The sequence below is a fragment of the Aureimonas sp. SA4125 genome, assembly GCF_019973775.1.
GTDB lineage: Bacteria > Pseudomonadota > Alphaproteobacteria > Rhizobiales > Rhizobiaceae > Plantimonas.
This window is the reverse complement of sequence record NZ_AP025032.1, coordinates 1,408,058-1,420,907: the sequence shown is the minus strand read 5'-3', so window position 1 is coordinate 1,420,907 and position 12,850 is coordinate 1,408,058. Positions and strand designations below refer to the sequence as shown.

Sequence of the window (12,850 nt, the reverse complement as noted above, 5' to 3'; positions counted from 1 at the left end):
CGCAAAATCAATCGCGCCTAGAGACCGGGCCGAAGCCATGGGTGATCGCCTGATCAAGGCGCATCAACCACGCTTCCGACTCGCTTGCCTGGGCTTCCGCCGCTTCTGCCCTCATATTGGCAGCGGCGATCTCCCTTTGCGCCTGTTGCAACTGCCGCTGCATCATCAAAAGATCTTCGCGCATCTGATGCGCCTGGGTTTCGGCCGCGCGCTCCAATTCGGTCACTCGCTCGGCGCTCATGCGAATGGCCTCAGAGGCCTCCTCGACTAGAGTGAGCGCTGCTGCCCAATCGCGACGCGGCTCCTCATGTGGAATGCCATCGGGAAAGTCTCTCTTCTCGATTGGATGAACTGCCGCAGTCCGCTCCTTGTTCGAGATTTCGCTCCGGACGATATCGGCCGATCCCCGGATCGGCCACGAACGCTCAACTTCAACCTCAACTGTAGATGACACTCTTACCTCCCCGATGCCATGCCATAACTTCCGCGGTATTACACTGACCCGCTTTAGCTCATTTTTTTTATTAACGCCGACACTTTCGTAGATACTACTCCGGACGGCTGTCCGATAGCGTCAGGAAACTGACATTTGTCACATGGCCGGCATCCGGCAGATGGTACTGTTCGGAGCCGACGGGCTCGCTCTGGGTCTGGATCGCGCGCACCGCCCGTTTCAGGGTTTCATTCTGACGCTGCAAGGCAACGCGATTCTCCCGGGCAATCTCGAGCGCCCCTTGAGCCAGGGTGCGTTCGGCCCGTTCACTCTCCAATTCTTCAATCAGCCGGCGGTTGGCCGCCTCTTGCGTCACTCGGTCATTCTCGTATCTCTTCGTTAGGCTCTCCAGCCGGTCTCCGAGACTGCCGGCCTTGGCCATGCTGTTCTCCAAGGCGACATCCTTGGCCGCCAGTGCCTTCGTCAGCATCTCGGATCGCTCATCGGCCTCCTGCCGCAGGCGCTGAAGCTCACCGAGTTGCACAGTCTGGTGGCCCAACTCGCTACGCATCGCTTCCAGCCGCCTGTCGGCAGATATGCGCTCCAGAAGTGCGTCCTTGAGGCTGCGTTCGGTCGTACGCAAGGCCTCGTCCTTGTCGCGGAACTGGGTGCGGACCTTGGTGAGAATGTGCTCTGTCGACGCCAGGCGTGCGGCGACCGCATCAACCTTCAAACTAAGAGACGTGCGCTCGGCCGTCAGCTGCCCGACCGCGCTTTCATGCTCCCCTTCGGCCTTCTGGCGGGCAAGCTCCGTCTCGTGCAACCGAGCCTCGAGCGCGGCGACGGTTTGCGCCTGGCGATCCCGCTGCTCGGCGAGTTCGTTGGCGCGGGCCTCTAACGCAACGATGCGCTCGCTCTGCTCACCGACCAGCTGATGCAGACGCCGACTTTCGCGCTCGAATATGGAGTGCTGTTCCGACTCACGCTGCAAGGCGCTTTGAGCGCGCTGCAATGATTGCACCACCGCCTCGTTCTCGGCTCGCTGCAGCGCCAACTCGGCGGCAACAGAAGAATGCTGCTCTGCCTCAACCGCCAGTTGACGCTCGACATTGTCGAGTAGCTGGGCCTGATCGCGAAGCAGCGCACGCTGCTCATCGACCGACCCTGCCATCTCTTGACACTCAGCTTCCAGTTTTCGCGAGCGCGCTGAAAAAGAAGTCAGCTCGCCCGAAGTAGCTGAGAGTTCACTAGTCAAAGAATCCACTTCGCGACGCAGATTCTGATTGGCCTCGATCTCTCGGGAGAGCAAAGCTTCAGTTTCCATGACACGAGCCTTGGCCTGGGGCAGCTCGACGGCAATAGCCTCGATTGGCTCGATAATCATCGAGAAGTCATCACTGAGAGACTTTAGGTCCTCGAGCCGATCGACCATCTGGCTGAAGCGGACGCGCAGCATCTCGTTGCGTTGTCCCAGGATATCAAGCGGTCGGGAGGGGCGGGGATGAGGTTGCGGATCAGCATGCACGTTCGGACCTGGCAGTGTTGGTACGACCGGTTCCCTGGCTGAGGGTTCCTTGCTCTCGTTTGAGTTGCGCCCTGAAAAAAAAGACCATGCCGATGACATTATAAATTTCCATATAAAGGCGCTCAGTGCGCATAACGTAAAAGTTAAAATTATGTAAATCAAACAAAATCATAGGATGTTAGCCAGGCAATCATCTTCGCCGGGTGGCATGTTGCGCGTTTGAGCCTCGGCAGGGAGAGATGACGACAGCGGCGGAACGGAACGCAGCGGGGAGCCTGGGGTACAGGCCCCCCGCTGCGCTCATTCATCGCTGCCCGAACAGCACCTTCTTCGCCTCCTCGTCCTGCGCGATGTTCTTGCGGTGCTCGGCGCCGAGCGCCAGGCCCCGCTCCACGGCCGGCCGGTTTTTGAGCGTCTCGAACCAGCGCTTGAGGTTCGGGAATTCGGCGAGGTCCTGGCCCTGGTTTTCGTGCGGGACGATCCAGCCGATGCAGGCCATGTCGGCGATGGAGTAATCGCCGCCGAGGTATTCGGTCTCGCCGAGACGCCGGTTCATGACACCGTAGAGGCGGTGGACCTCGTTGGTGTAGCGGTCGATGCCGTACTGGATCTTTTCCGGGGCGTACTGGCGGAAATGATGGGCCTGGCCGGCCATCGGGCCGAGGCCGCCGACCTGCCAGAACAGCCATTCCTCGACGGCGACGCGCGCCCGCTCCTCCTGCGGATAGAATTTTCCACTCTTGCGAGCGAGATATTGAAGGATCGCGCCGGATTCGAAGACCGAGATCGGCGCGCCACCGGGGCCATCGGGATCGACGATGGCGGGCATGCGGTTGTTAGGCGCGATCTTGAGGAAGCTAGGCTCGAACTGCTCGCCCTTGCCGATGTTGATGTATTTCACGTCGTAGGGAAGGCCGAGTTCCTCCAGCATGATGGAGACCTTCCAGCCGTTCGGGGTTGGCCAGTAGTAGAGTTCGATCGCAGCCATCGGCTATCTCCGTGAGGGGTGGGCGTCAGCGATCCACCTAGGGCGCGACCGATGCGGCGCCATCCGCCGCCGTCGTTGACGGCGCGTTCGAAAACGGCCCGCCGCGCCGGGTGAAGGGCGCGATGCACGAATGCCTGCAAGGAACCCGGGCGGAGAAGAAGGCGAGATTGACGAGCCAGGTAGCAAAGCCACGAAAGGCCGGGAGTTTTGTCCCTCGCGGTTGGCCCGTCTGCGGTGAGACATCCCCACGAGCCAATGCCATCGTCTTCGTTTGGCTGACGGTCGAGCCGCGATTTCCGTCGCTTTCGACGCGGCAGTCCGAGTCCTGACAGATAACGGTTTCAGCGCGTCGCTGGCGACAGCGACTACCGTTGCGACAAGCCTGCTGGATATCGCGATCGGCATATTGATCGCCACCAGGCGAACGTGCCGCCTCGGCTTGCTGGCCGGGATTGCGCTATCCCTTTTTTACATGATTTCCGCGGCTTTGTTAACGCCGGACATGTGGATCGAGCCCCTAGGAGCGCTCGTGAAGACCGGGCCTGCTATTGCTCTGATGATGGTCGGGCTAGCCGTGTTCGAGGACAGGTGACGGACCGGCTTCCGCGCCCCTGCCGCCTCCTCGCCAGGCCACCCGACCGGTCCGGCGAACCGCTTGGTATGGTTGGCTGAGGAACCAGACGGACAGCCGATCGTATTGCAAGCATTGTCAATCTGGATCGGCCACCATGTCCTCAGCCACGCGCTACCCCTATGACCCCGCACGAGACAGCTTTCGGCTGAGTTCGGTGCTGGCGCCGTTCGCCTTCGTCGCTCTCACCTTCGCGCTCCTCACCGACATCGCCTTCTGGCGGACGTCGGACCTCATGTGGCAGAACTTTTCCTCCTGGCTGCTCTTTGCCGGGCTGATCGCCGGCGGGCTTGCGATCGTCGGTGGCCTTGTCGACCTCGCGCGGCAGTCGACCCGCGAAAACGGTCCGGGCGCGGCTCAGATCGTCGGCTTTCTCGTCGTGCTTGTCCTCGCCTTCTTCAACAGCCTCGTCCATGCCGGCGACGGCTGGACGGCCGTCGTCCCGAACGGCCTCATTCTCTCGGCGGTCACTGTGCTGGCGATGATCGTCACCCTCTGGCTGGGGCGCCTCGCGCTGACCCGCGGCTATACTGGAGTGCGTTACGATGACTAAGACCCGTTCGACAGCGCTCGCCGGCACCTGCCTTGCCCTCCTCGCCCTCGCCGGCTGCAGCGACCAGGGCGGCGAGAATTTCGACGTCTCGACGCAGATCGGCCCGGATCCCGTCCTGCCCGAGCCGCAGCACAGCCTGATCCCCGACCTGAACGTCGCCCCCGTTGTCGGCTGGCAGGAGGGCGAGACGCCGACCGTGCCCGAGGGGCTTGCGATCACCGCCTACGCCACCGACCTCGCCAATCCGCGCACGGTGCACACGCTGCCGAACGGCGATGTTCTCGTCGTCCAGTCGCGCGGACCGGAGGGCAAGCCGCCGTCGCGGCCAAAGGACATCATCCGCGGCTGGATCATGGCGATCTCGCATGGCGACACCGGGCCGCAGAAGGAGAGCAACCTCGTGACGCTGCTCCGCGACGGCAACCGCGACGGCGTCGTCGACGAGCGCCACGATCTCCTGACTGGGCTTGCCTCGCCCTTCGGCCTCGCCTTCGCCGACGACACGCTTTACGTCGCCGCCGCCGACGCGATCCTCGCCTATCCCTATACGCTGGGCCAGAATGTGATCACCGAGGCACCCCGCGTCCTCACGCCTTTGCCGGGCGGGCCGCTGAACCACCACTGGACGAAGGATCTCGCCCTCAGCCCGGATGGGCGCTTTCTCTACGCCTCCGTCGGCTCCAACTCGAACATCGTCGAGAACGGCCTCGAGGCGGAAAAAGGCCGTGCCGCGATCTGGCAGGTCGACCGGGCGACCGGCGCTGCGCGCGTCTACGCCTCGGGCCTGCGCAATCCGAACGGGCTGACCTTCAACCCCGAGACCGGGGCGCTCTGGGCCGTCATCAACGAGCGCGACGAGCTCGGTCCGAACCTCGTGCCCGACTACATGACCTCGGTCCAGGAAAGCGCCTTCTACGGCTGGCCGTGGAGCTACTACGGCGACCATGTCGACGCGCGCGTGCATCCGCCGCGGCCCGACATGGTGGAGCGCGCCATCGCGCCGGACTATGCGCTGTCGAGCCATGTCGCGGCGCTCGGCATGACCTTCGCCGCCGGATCGGCCCTGCCCGCGCCGTACACGGCGGGTGCCTTCGTCGGCGAGCACGGCAGCTGGAACCGTGACGCGTTCAACGGCTACAAGGTCGGCTTCGTCGCCTTCGAGGCCGGCAAGCCGGTCGGCAAGGTGCAGGATGTCGTCACCGGCTTCCTCGATGGCGACGAGGTCCGCGGCCGTCCCGTCGGCGTCGGCATCGATGGCACCGGCGCCCTGCTGGTCGCGGACGATGCCGGCAACACGGTCTGGCGCGTCGCCAATGCCGATGGCTCGGTGACGCCGCAGCCCATCGCCACCGATCAGATGCCCGGCGGTCCGGCCACGGCGACGCCAGCCGCAGCGCCTGCGACGGAACCAGCGGCAGGCGCGCCGGACCCGGCAGCATCGGCGCCCGCGACCCCCGCAGCGCCGGCGGCGGATGCGGCGACGGCGGGCGCTGCCCCGGCCACACCCGCGGCGCCCGAACCGACGGCGCAAGAGCCCGCGGCCCCCGCGCCGGAAGCTACCGCAGCGGGCAACGCTCCGTCGCCCGTCCCGATGGAGGTTGCACCCGCCGAGCTTCCTGCCGGCGGCACACCCGGCCAGTAACGATACAGGGCGGGCCGACAGATCGGTCCGCCCGTGCTCTCGGCCGGTCTTTCCTGTTCATCGATGCCGGGGAAGGTGCCATCGCCAAGCGGGCCTGCGACAGTGAACCGTCCCCGGGTTTGCCCTTTGTCGACAGGGCGCCGCCCCGGGCGATAGTCCGTCCTGATCCACCATGGATGGCCCTGTTGCGCCCCTCTCCTACGCCCTTGATCGCTGCGCCGCGTGATGGGAACGGCGCCTCGATCTCGTGGTCCAACCCGGCGAGGGCCGGCGACAGGGTGCGAGCAACGACGCAGAGCGAAAGACCGGGGATCGGTCGAGGAGTGGGTGCCGGTCCATCCCGGGGCGAGTGTCGCCGAAGAACGGGGGAAGCTGGCGGTTGAGTTGGGCGAGGAGGTCGGACGCTCGTCACGGTGACGGAAGCCTCCGCCTCCCGCGGCGACGGTGGGCCGTCTCGCCCGCTTCGAGAAGATCGGCCACGGGCCTGGCCGCTGCGAGCCGGTGCGGGAAATGCCCGACCCAGCCTTTCCGACGGCGCTGGACCCGCGGCGGCCGGCGTTCCCGGCGGGCGGTTGACGCGGGCCGCGCGAAATCTGGTCGGTCAGAGGGGTCTTGTGTCCGCGCTTCCCTGCTCGAGCCGCGCCTTCAGCTCCGCCATCTCCGCCCGCAGCGCCTTCATCTCCTGGAGGATCTGGACGCTCTCGTCGTGCGCCTGCTCGCGGCCCGCCTCGTCCACCGCCTGGTGCTCCTCCTGCATCGCCGAGACGATGACGCCGATGAAGAGGTTCAGTACGGCATAGGTGGTCGACAGGATGAAGGGCACGAAGAACAGCCAGGCGAGCGGATAGACTTCCATCACCGGCCGCACGATGCCCATCGACCAGCTCTCCAGCGTCATCACCTGGAACAGCGTGTAGACCGAGGCGCCGACGCTGCCGAACCAATCGGGAAACGAGGCGCCGTAGAGCTTGGTCGCCATCACCGAGAAAACGTAGAAGACCAGCAGCAAGAGGACGATGATCGACCCCATGCCGGGCAGTGCGGCGATCAGTCCGCCGATGACCCGCCGCAGCGACGGGATCATCGAGATCAGCCGCAGCACGCGCAATATCCGAAGGGCGCGCAGCACCGTCAGCGGGCCCGTCGCCGGGAGCAGCGAGATCGCCACCACCGTGAAGTCGAACAGACTCCAGGGATCGCGGAAGAACCGCCAGCCGAAGGCGTAGATCCGCAGCGTGATCTCCACCACGAAGATCGCCAGGGTCAGCCGGTCGAGGAAGGTCAGCAACGGGCCGATGACGCTCATGACGCGCGGGTCGGTTTCGAGCCCCAGCGTGACGGCATTTATGAGGATGACGGCGACGATGAAGAATTCCCACCTGCGCGAACTGAGCAGGGTCTGAAGTTGGGCGCGCATGATGTCCGATCTCTGGAGATGTTCGGGGAGCAAAGGCTGCTTTAGCAGAAGGCGTCAAGGTGGTCGCCGAGGAGATCCCGGCACTCTCCACCGCCCCGTCTTCAACGACGGCCAGATGGAGCCGCGCGCGGGGGCTCCTGCCGCGCGCCGAAGGCAGCCGGCATTCACGCGCGGCGACTTCGCCCGGACCGCCGCTCCCTTCTGTCGGGGCCGGCAAGGCCGGCGACCTCCCGGCATCGGCCCGGAACGGCACCGGTGATGGTGGTGCCGACCGCGTTTCTGGTGTCCGGGATGGGCTGCCCGGACGCTCCAACCAGCCCAAGCGCGACCGCTGTCGATCTAATCGCTTACATCTCCAGCGCAATTGCTGACGGGGTCTCATCACTTTCAGGCACGAAAGCGGGAAACTCTCTGCCGGTCGAATGACCGCTTTGAAGAAGACGCCGGAGGCCTTGGAACGACGCAGTCGTGAGCTGTCGACCGTTGGTGGCCTTTGCCTACCTGATGCCGCTCAATCGAGCGCTGCCGGCAAGTCGTCGGTGCGGCGAAACCGGCAATCTTCCAGGTCCGACGCGGCAAAAATCCCGGCGCCGTCTTCCGCCCGTTCTGGGGGACGGTTAGAAGGGAGGGATGATCGGACCCGCCAAGACCACGCCCATCCTCGCCTCGCCCGCGTCGGCACCGCCCCAGTCCTTCAACGACGCCGCCGCCGCGGTTGCCGAGCTGACACGGCTCTACGCACGCTCCGTCGCCTTTCTCTGCGAGAATTTTGACGCGGTCATTGCCAGCGGCGACACCTCGCGGCGCTTCCGCGCCTACTACCCGCAGGTCGCGCTCGTCACCGAGAGCCACGCCCGCGTCGACAGCCGCCTCTCCTTCGGCCATGTTCCCGGCCCGGGCAGCTACGCGACGACGATCACCCGGCCGGATCTCTACGAAAACTACCTGATGGAGCAGATCGCGCTTCTCATCCGCAACCACGGCCAGCCCGTCGCGGTCGGCGACTCGACAACGCCCATGCCGCTGCATTTCGCCTTTCCCGAGGGCTCCTATGTCGACGGCGCCGCCGCCGAAAAGCTCGACAAGCCGCTGCGCGACATTTTTGACGTGCCCGACCTCGGCTCGACGGACGACCGCATCGTCAACGGCAATTTCGAGCCGCAGCCGGGCGAGGCCATGCCGCTCTCGCCCTTCACCGCGCAGCGCGTCGACTACTCGCTGCACCGCCTGGCGCACTACACCGCGACCAGCCCCTGGCATTTCCAGAACTATGTGCTTTTCACCAACTACCAGTTCTATATCGACGAGTTCTGCATGCTCGCGCGCGAATGGATGGCCGAGGGCGGCAGGGGCTACAGCGCCTTCGTCGAGCCCGGCAATGTCGTGACGCCGGCCGGGCACCGCGAACCGCCCACCGGCATGGCGCCGCTGCGGCTGCCGCAGATGCCGGCCTATCATCTCGTGCGCGAGGGCGGCGCCGGGATCACGATGGTCAACATCGGCGTCGGCCCGTCCAACGCCAAGACCATCACCGACCATATCGCGGTGCTGCGGCCGCATGCCTGGCTGATGCTCGGCCACTGCGCGGGCCTTCGCAATTCGCAGGCGCTCGGCGACTACGTGCTGGCGCACGCCTATGTCCGCGAGGACCATGTGCTCGACGCCGACCTGCCCGTCTGGGTGCCGATCCCGCCGCTGGCCGAGGTGCAGGTGGCGCTGGAGGAAGCGGTGGAGGAGATCACCGGGCTCGAAGGCTACGAGTTGAAGAAGATCATGCGCACGGGCACGGTCGCGACGATCGACAACCGCAACTGGGAACTGCGCGACCAGAAGGAGCCGGTGGAGCGGCTGTCGCGCTCGCGGGCGATCGCGCTCGACATGGAATCGGCGACGATCGCGGCCAACGGGTTCCGCTTCCGCGTGCCCTACGGAACCCTGCTCTGCGTCTCCGACAAGCCGCTGCACGGCGAGTTGAAGCTGCCGGGCATGGCGACGGACTTCTACAAGCGGCAGGTGGCACAGCATCTGCGGATCGGCATCCGCGCCTTGGAAAAGCTGTCGGAAATGCCGCCCGAGAGGCTGCACTCGCGCAAGCTGCGCTCCTTCTTCGAAACCGCGTTCCAGTAGGGCTGCCGCATGACGTCACCTGACGGCGCGCGGCGCCGCGAAATCATCGGGGGCCTGGCCCTGGCGCTGGCCGTCGCCCTCGGCTTCGGCATTCTCGCCGGCTTCTTCGGCGACCGGGTCTATCTCTTCGACACCATGGCGCAGTTTCGCGCGCATGCTTCGGTGGCGATCCTCGTCGTTGCCGGCTTTCTCGTCTGGACCCGGCTCTTTGCCGCAGCGCTTGCTTCCATCTGCGCCGGCGGGCTCGGCCTCGCGACGGTCCTCCCCTTCCTCCTGCCCCTGCCGCAGGACGGCACCGCGCTGCCGGGCTCCCCGCGCTACACGCTCCTGCAGATGAACCTTCGCTTCGACGCGCCCGACAAGGCCGCAGCGCTTCGCCTCATCGGCGAGCGCCTGCCCGACGTCGTGACGGTGCAGGAGATGACGGGCTCCTGGGAACGCGCCTTCGCCGGCATTCTCGACCGCTACCCCTACCAGTATTTCTGCGCCTATCCCGAGCATGACGGCGATGCCGGGATTCTTTCCCGCCGCCCCTTCGCGGAGGGGGACGCGGGCGTCTGCGATCCGTTCGGCGCCTTTGCCGCCAAGCGCATCGACTTCAACGGCACGCAGGTCGTCATCGGCTCGCAGCATCTGCGCTGGCCCTGGCCGGGCCGGCAGTGGCGCCAGGTGAAGGCGCTCGCGCCGAAACTCGCCGGCCTCGGCGATCCCCTGATCATCGCCGGCGACTTCAACTCCGCGCCCTGGACCGCCTCGATGCGCGCCATGGCGGCGGCCAGCAACACGCGCGTCATTCCCGGCATCGGCCCGACCTGGTTCCTGGAATTCATGCCGTCGTTCTTCGCCCGCACCATCGGCCTGCCCATCGACAACGTCCTCGCCTCCGACGGCATTTCGATCCTTTCGGTCGAGCGGACCGAGGCGACGACGTCGGAACACCTGCCCGTGCTCGTGACCTTCACGCCGCGCTTCGCAAGGCCGCAGGAGCCGGCGGTGCAGACGGTGGCGCGGTGAGCCTCGCGAAGCGACCGTGACGCCGACGAGTTCGCCATCCCGGCCTTCAGCCAGCAGCCGGCTTGTCTGCCCGCTGACCAGCGCAGAGTCGGGTACGGTGGGCTGCGGCATTAGGCCTATTCATGCGATGAGCTAAATAAGCGTATTCAGACCAATCCAACCGAGGAGCCGTGTCGATTGAGAGCTTTTTCAGCGGGAGTCGTATTCTTGCTGGTGTACGCGTCCGCCGCCGTATGCGCAGCCGATGACCTGACCGATCAGGTTCAGCGTTGCCTGACCATGCCGCAGGGGACCAAAAACACTGTTCCACCACTGGAAATTCGGGTCGATGCGGCCGGCGCCGTTCTGGATATCGGGACCATCGGCGAGCCCCCGGTGGCCTTGTCGCGACGATTTGCGATTGAAGAAGCAGCGAGGTCGATCCGACGCTGCTCTCCCTTTGTCGTCCCGGGCGCAGGCATCTATCCGGTTACCATCGGCGCCCAGGCTGACGGCCGGAATACGGGAGGAAACTCCTTTGACCCGCTGAGGCCGATCCCGCGGCAAGATCGGTAACGAGGAGCCCTGTCCCCGAAGGATTGGGCCCCTCGTCATGTGTTCAGCCTGGCGTCGGTCTTGCACCCTGCAGTGATCAGCCGCGGCGACATGACCAGCGCTGCCGAGTGGAGAACCTCTCCCTCGATCGAAACGGTGCTGAGGCGCAGAGGCAGGCGGCCCCTCCACCCCCTCTTCTACATCGTCTGATACACCGGCCCCTCGCCGCCCTGGGGCGGGACCCAGGTGATGTTCTGGTTCGGGTCCTTGATGTCGCAGGTCTTGCAGTGCACGCAGTTCTGCGCGTTGATGACGTAGGTCGGGTCCTCGCCTTCGATCCACTCATAGACGCCGGCCGGGCAGTAGAACCGGGACAGGCCGGCATAGACGTCGTGCTCGGAGCGCTTCTGCAACGCCATGTCGCCGACCTTCAGATGCACCGGCTGGTCCTCCTCGTGGTTGGTGTTCGACAGGAACACCGAGGTCAGTCGGTCGAAGGTGAGCGTGTTGTCGGGCTTGGGATAGACGATCGGCTGATGCTCGGCCGCGGGCTCGGTCGACAGATGGTCCGGCTTGCCGTGGCTCATCGTGCCGAAGAAGGAGAAGCCGAAAAGCTGGTTCGTCCACATGTCGATGCCGCCGAGCGCGACGCCGAGCGCCGTGCCGAACTTCGACCACAGCGGCTTGACGTTGCGCACGCGCTTCAGATCCCGGCCGATCGAGGAAGAGCGCCAGCCGTCTTCGTAGACCTTCAGCCGATCGTGGGCGCGGCCAGCCTTGATCGCCTCGACCGCGGCGTCCGCCGCCTGCATGCCGGACGCCATGGCATTGTGCACACCCTTGATGCGCGGCACGTTGACGAAGCCGGCCGAGCAGCCGATGAGCGCGCCGCCGGGGAAGACGAGTTTCGGCACCGACTGCCAGCCGCCTTCGGTGATCGCCCGCGCGCCATAGGCGATGCGCTTGCCGCCGGCGAGCAGCTCGGCGATGTCGGGATGCGTCTTGAAGCGCTGGAATTCCTCGAAGGGCGAGAGATAGGGGTTCTTGTAGTTCAGGTGGACGACGAAGCCGACATAGACCTGGTTGTTTTCGAGGTGATACAGGAACGAGCCGCCGCCGGTCTTCATGTCGAGCGGCCAGCCGAAGGAGTGCTGGACGAGGCCGGGCTTCGATTTCTCCGGCGAAATCTCCCAGAGCTCCTTGATGCCCAAGCCGAACTTCGGCGGGTCGCGGCCCTCGTCGAGGCCATAGGTGCGGATCAGTTCCTTGGCGAGCGAGCCGCGCACGCCCTCGCCGATGAAGACATACTTGCCCATCAGCGCCATGCCGCGCTGGTGCATCGGGCCCGGCGTGCCGTCCTTCAACACGCCCATGTCGCCGGTGGCGACGCCGATGACGACGTTGGACTCGTCGTAGAGGATCTCGGTCGCGGCAAAGCCCGGATAGATCTCGACGCCGAGGGCTTCGGCCTTCTCCGCCATCCACTTTGCGACGAGGCCGAGCGAGACGACGAAGTTGCCGTGATTGTCCATCAGCTTCGGCATCAGGGCATTCGGCAGCCGGATGCCGCCCTGCGCGCCGTAGAAGTAGAAGCGGTCCTCGGTCACCGCCTGGCGGATCGGCGTCTCCTCCTGCCGCCATTCCGGCAGGAGTTCGTCCAGCACGCTCGGATCGAGCACGCAGCCGGACAGGACGTGGATGCCGACTTCGGCGGCCTTTTCGAGGACGACGACGGAGAGGTCGGGATCGCGCTGCTTCAGCCGGATCGCCGCCGCAAGGCCGGCCGGTCCCGCGCCGACGATGACGACGTCGAATTCCATGCTCTCGCGTTCGGTCTCGTTCATCTCAACCCGTCTCCGTCGGTGGTGCGCCGCGCTCCCGCCTGCCCAGATCAGGCCATCGGGCCGGTTTGAAGGCGACCACAAGCTCTTCTGCCGCCGGGGTGGCGTCGCGCATCGGCCCTGCCGGCTTAGAATAGGTCGAAGT

General features: G+C 65.5%; 11 protein-coding genes. 6 read left to right on the top strand and 5 right to left on the bottom strand.

The features are described 5' to 3' along the window. Positions 1 to 7: 7 nt before the first annotated feature. From Sa4125_RS06490 to Sa4125_RS06480, 3 genes are all read right to left on the bottom strand, one after another. The gene (locus Sa4125_RS06490; RefSeq protein WP_224005011.1) at positions 8 to 454 is read right to left on the bottom strand and encodes a hypothetical protein; all 447 of its coding nucleotides are present in this window, start codon (positions 452 to 454) and stop codon (positions 8 to 10) included. A 94-nt stretch (positions 455 to 548) separates the two neighbouring features. After that, complete coding sequence (locus Sa4125_RS06485; protein ID WP_224005008.1) at positions 549 to 2,057, bottom strand: hypothetical protein; 1,509 nt, start codon at positions 2,055 to 2,057, stop codon at positions 549 to 551. 205 nt (positions 2,058 to 2,262) lie between these two features. After that, a complete protein-coding gene (locus tag Sa4125_RS06480) occupies positions 2,263 to 2,946 on the bottom strand; it encodes a glutathione S-transferase N-terminal domain-containing protein (RefSeq protein WP_224005005.1) in 684 nt (227 codons plus the stop codon). A gap of 271 nt (positions 2,947 to 3,217) precedes the next feature. Between Sa4125_RS06480 and Sa4125_RS06475 the strand changes: the two genes are divergently transcribed. The 3 genes from Sa4125_RS06475 (at position 3,218) to Sa4125_RS06465 (ending at position 5,772) form a co-directional block, all read left to right on the top strand. Next, on the top strand, positions 3,218 to 3,538 hold the full coding sequence (locus tag Sa4125_RS06475; protein ID WP_224005002.1) for a DoxX-like family protein: 321 nt from the start codon (positions 3,218 to 3,220) through the stop codon (positions 3,536 to 3,538). 136 nt (positions 3,539 to 3,674) lie between these two features. After that, positions 3,675 to 4,130, top strand: a complete 456-nt coding sequence (locus Sa4125_RS06470) for a DUF2231 domain-containing protein (protein WP_224004999.1) — start codon at positions 3,675 to 3,677, stop codon at positions 4,128 to 4,130. Next, positions 4,123 to 5,772, top strand: coding sequence for a sorbosone dehydrogenase family protein (locus tag Sa4125_RS06465; RefSeq protein WP_224004996.1), 1,650 nt, complete (start codon positions 4,123 to 4,125; stop codon positions 5,770 to 5,772). Before Sa4125_RS06470 ends, Sa4125_RS06465 begins: the two co-directional genes overlap by 8 nt. Positions 5,773 to 6,373: 601 nt before the next feature. Here Sa4125_RS06465 and Sa4125_RS06460 read toward each other — a convergent pair. Beyond that, positions 6,374 to 7,189: an ion transporter gene (locus Sa4125_RS06460; protein WP_224004994.1), complete on the bottom strand. Its 816-nt coding sequence runs from the start codon at positions 7,187 to 7,189 to the stop codon at positions 6,374 to 6,376. A 630-nt stretch (positions 7,190 to 7,819) separates the two neighbouring features. On the opposite strand from Sa4125_RS06460, the gene Sa4125_RS06455 reads away from it, so the two are divergent. The 3 genes from Sa4125_RS06455 (at position 7,820) to Sa4125_RS06445 (ending at position 10,885) form a co-directional block, all read left to right on the top strand. Continuing rightward, positions 7,820 to 9,316, top strand: a complete 1,497-nt coding sequence (locus tag Sa4125_RS06455; protein ID WP_224004991.1) for an AMP nucleosidase — start codon at positions 7,820 to 7,822, stop codon at positions 9,314 to 9,316. A gap of 9 nt (positions 9,317 to 9,325) precedes the next feature. Continuing rightward, entirely contained in the window at positions 9,326 to 10,330 is a 1,005-nt protein-coding gene (locus Sa4125_RS06450; RefSeq protein WP_224004988.1) for an endonuclease/exonuclease/phosphatase family protein, read from the top strand. A 207-nt stretch (positions 10,331 to 10,537) separates the two neighbouring features. Beyond that, positions 10,538 to 10,885, top strand: a complete 348-nt coding sequence (locus Sa4125_RS06445) for a hypothetical protein (protein ID WP_224004985.1) — start codon at positions 10,538 to 10,540, stop codon at positions 10,883 to 10,885. A gap of 176 nt (positions 10,886 to 11,061) precedes the next feature. Here the strand turns inward: Sa4125_RS06445 and Sa4125_RS06440 are convergent, their stop codons facing one another. Then, positions 11,062 to 12,708, bottom strand: coding sequence for an electron transfer flavoprotein-ubiquinone oxidoreductase (locus Sa4125_RS06440; protein ID WP_224004982.1), 1,647 nt, complete (start codon positions 12,706 to 12,708; stop codon positions 11,062 to 11,064). Positions 12,709 to 12,850: the final 142 nt, after the last annotated feature.

What these genes read in the sequence shown, in the direction of transcription:
- Sa4125_RS06460 (WP_224004994.1), bottom strand. Translation starts at nt 7,189, where the DNA reads ATGCGCGCCCAACTTCAGACCCTGCTCAGTTCGCGCAGGTGGGAATTC.
- Sa4125_RS06450 (WP_224004988.1), top strand. Translation starts at nt 9,326, where the DNA reads ATGACGTCACCTGACGGCGCGCGGCGCCGCGAAATCATCGGGGGCCTG.
- Sa4125_RS06455 (WP_224004991.1), top strand. Translation starts at nt 7,820, where the DNA reads ATGATCGGACCCGCCAAGACCACGCCCATCCTCGCCTCGCCCGCGTCG.
- Sa4125_RS06470 (WP_224004999.1), top strand. Translation starts at nt 3,675, where the DNA reads ATGTCCTCAGCCACGCGCTACCCCTATGACCCCGCACGAGACAGCTTT.
- Sa4125_RS06465 (WP_224004996.1), top strand. Translation starts at nt 4,123, where the DNA reads ATGACTAAGACCCGTTCGACAGCGCTCGCCGGCACCTGCCTTGCCCTC.
- Sa4125_RS06480 (WP_224005005.1), bottom strand. Translation starts at nt 2,946, where the DNA reads ATGGCTGCGATCGAACTCTACTACTGGCCAACCCCGAACGGCTGGAAG.
- Sa4125_RS06440 (WP_224004982.1), bottom strand. Translation starts at nt 12,708, where the DNA reads ATGAACGAGACCGAACGCGAGAGCATGGAATTCGACGTCGTCATCGTC.
- Sa4125_RS06485 (WP_224005008.1), bottom strand. Translation starts at nt 2,057, where the DNA reads ATGTCATCGGCATGGTCTTTTTTTTCAGGGCGCAACTCAAACGAGAGC.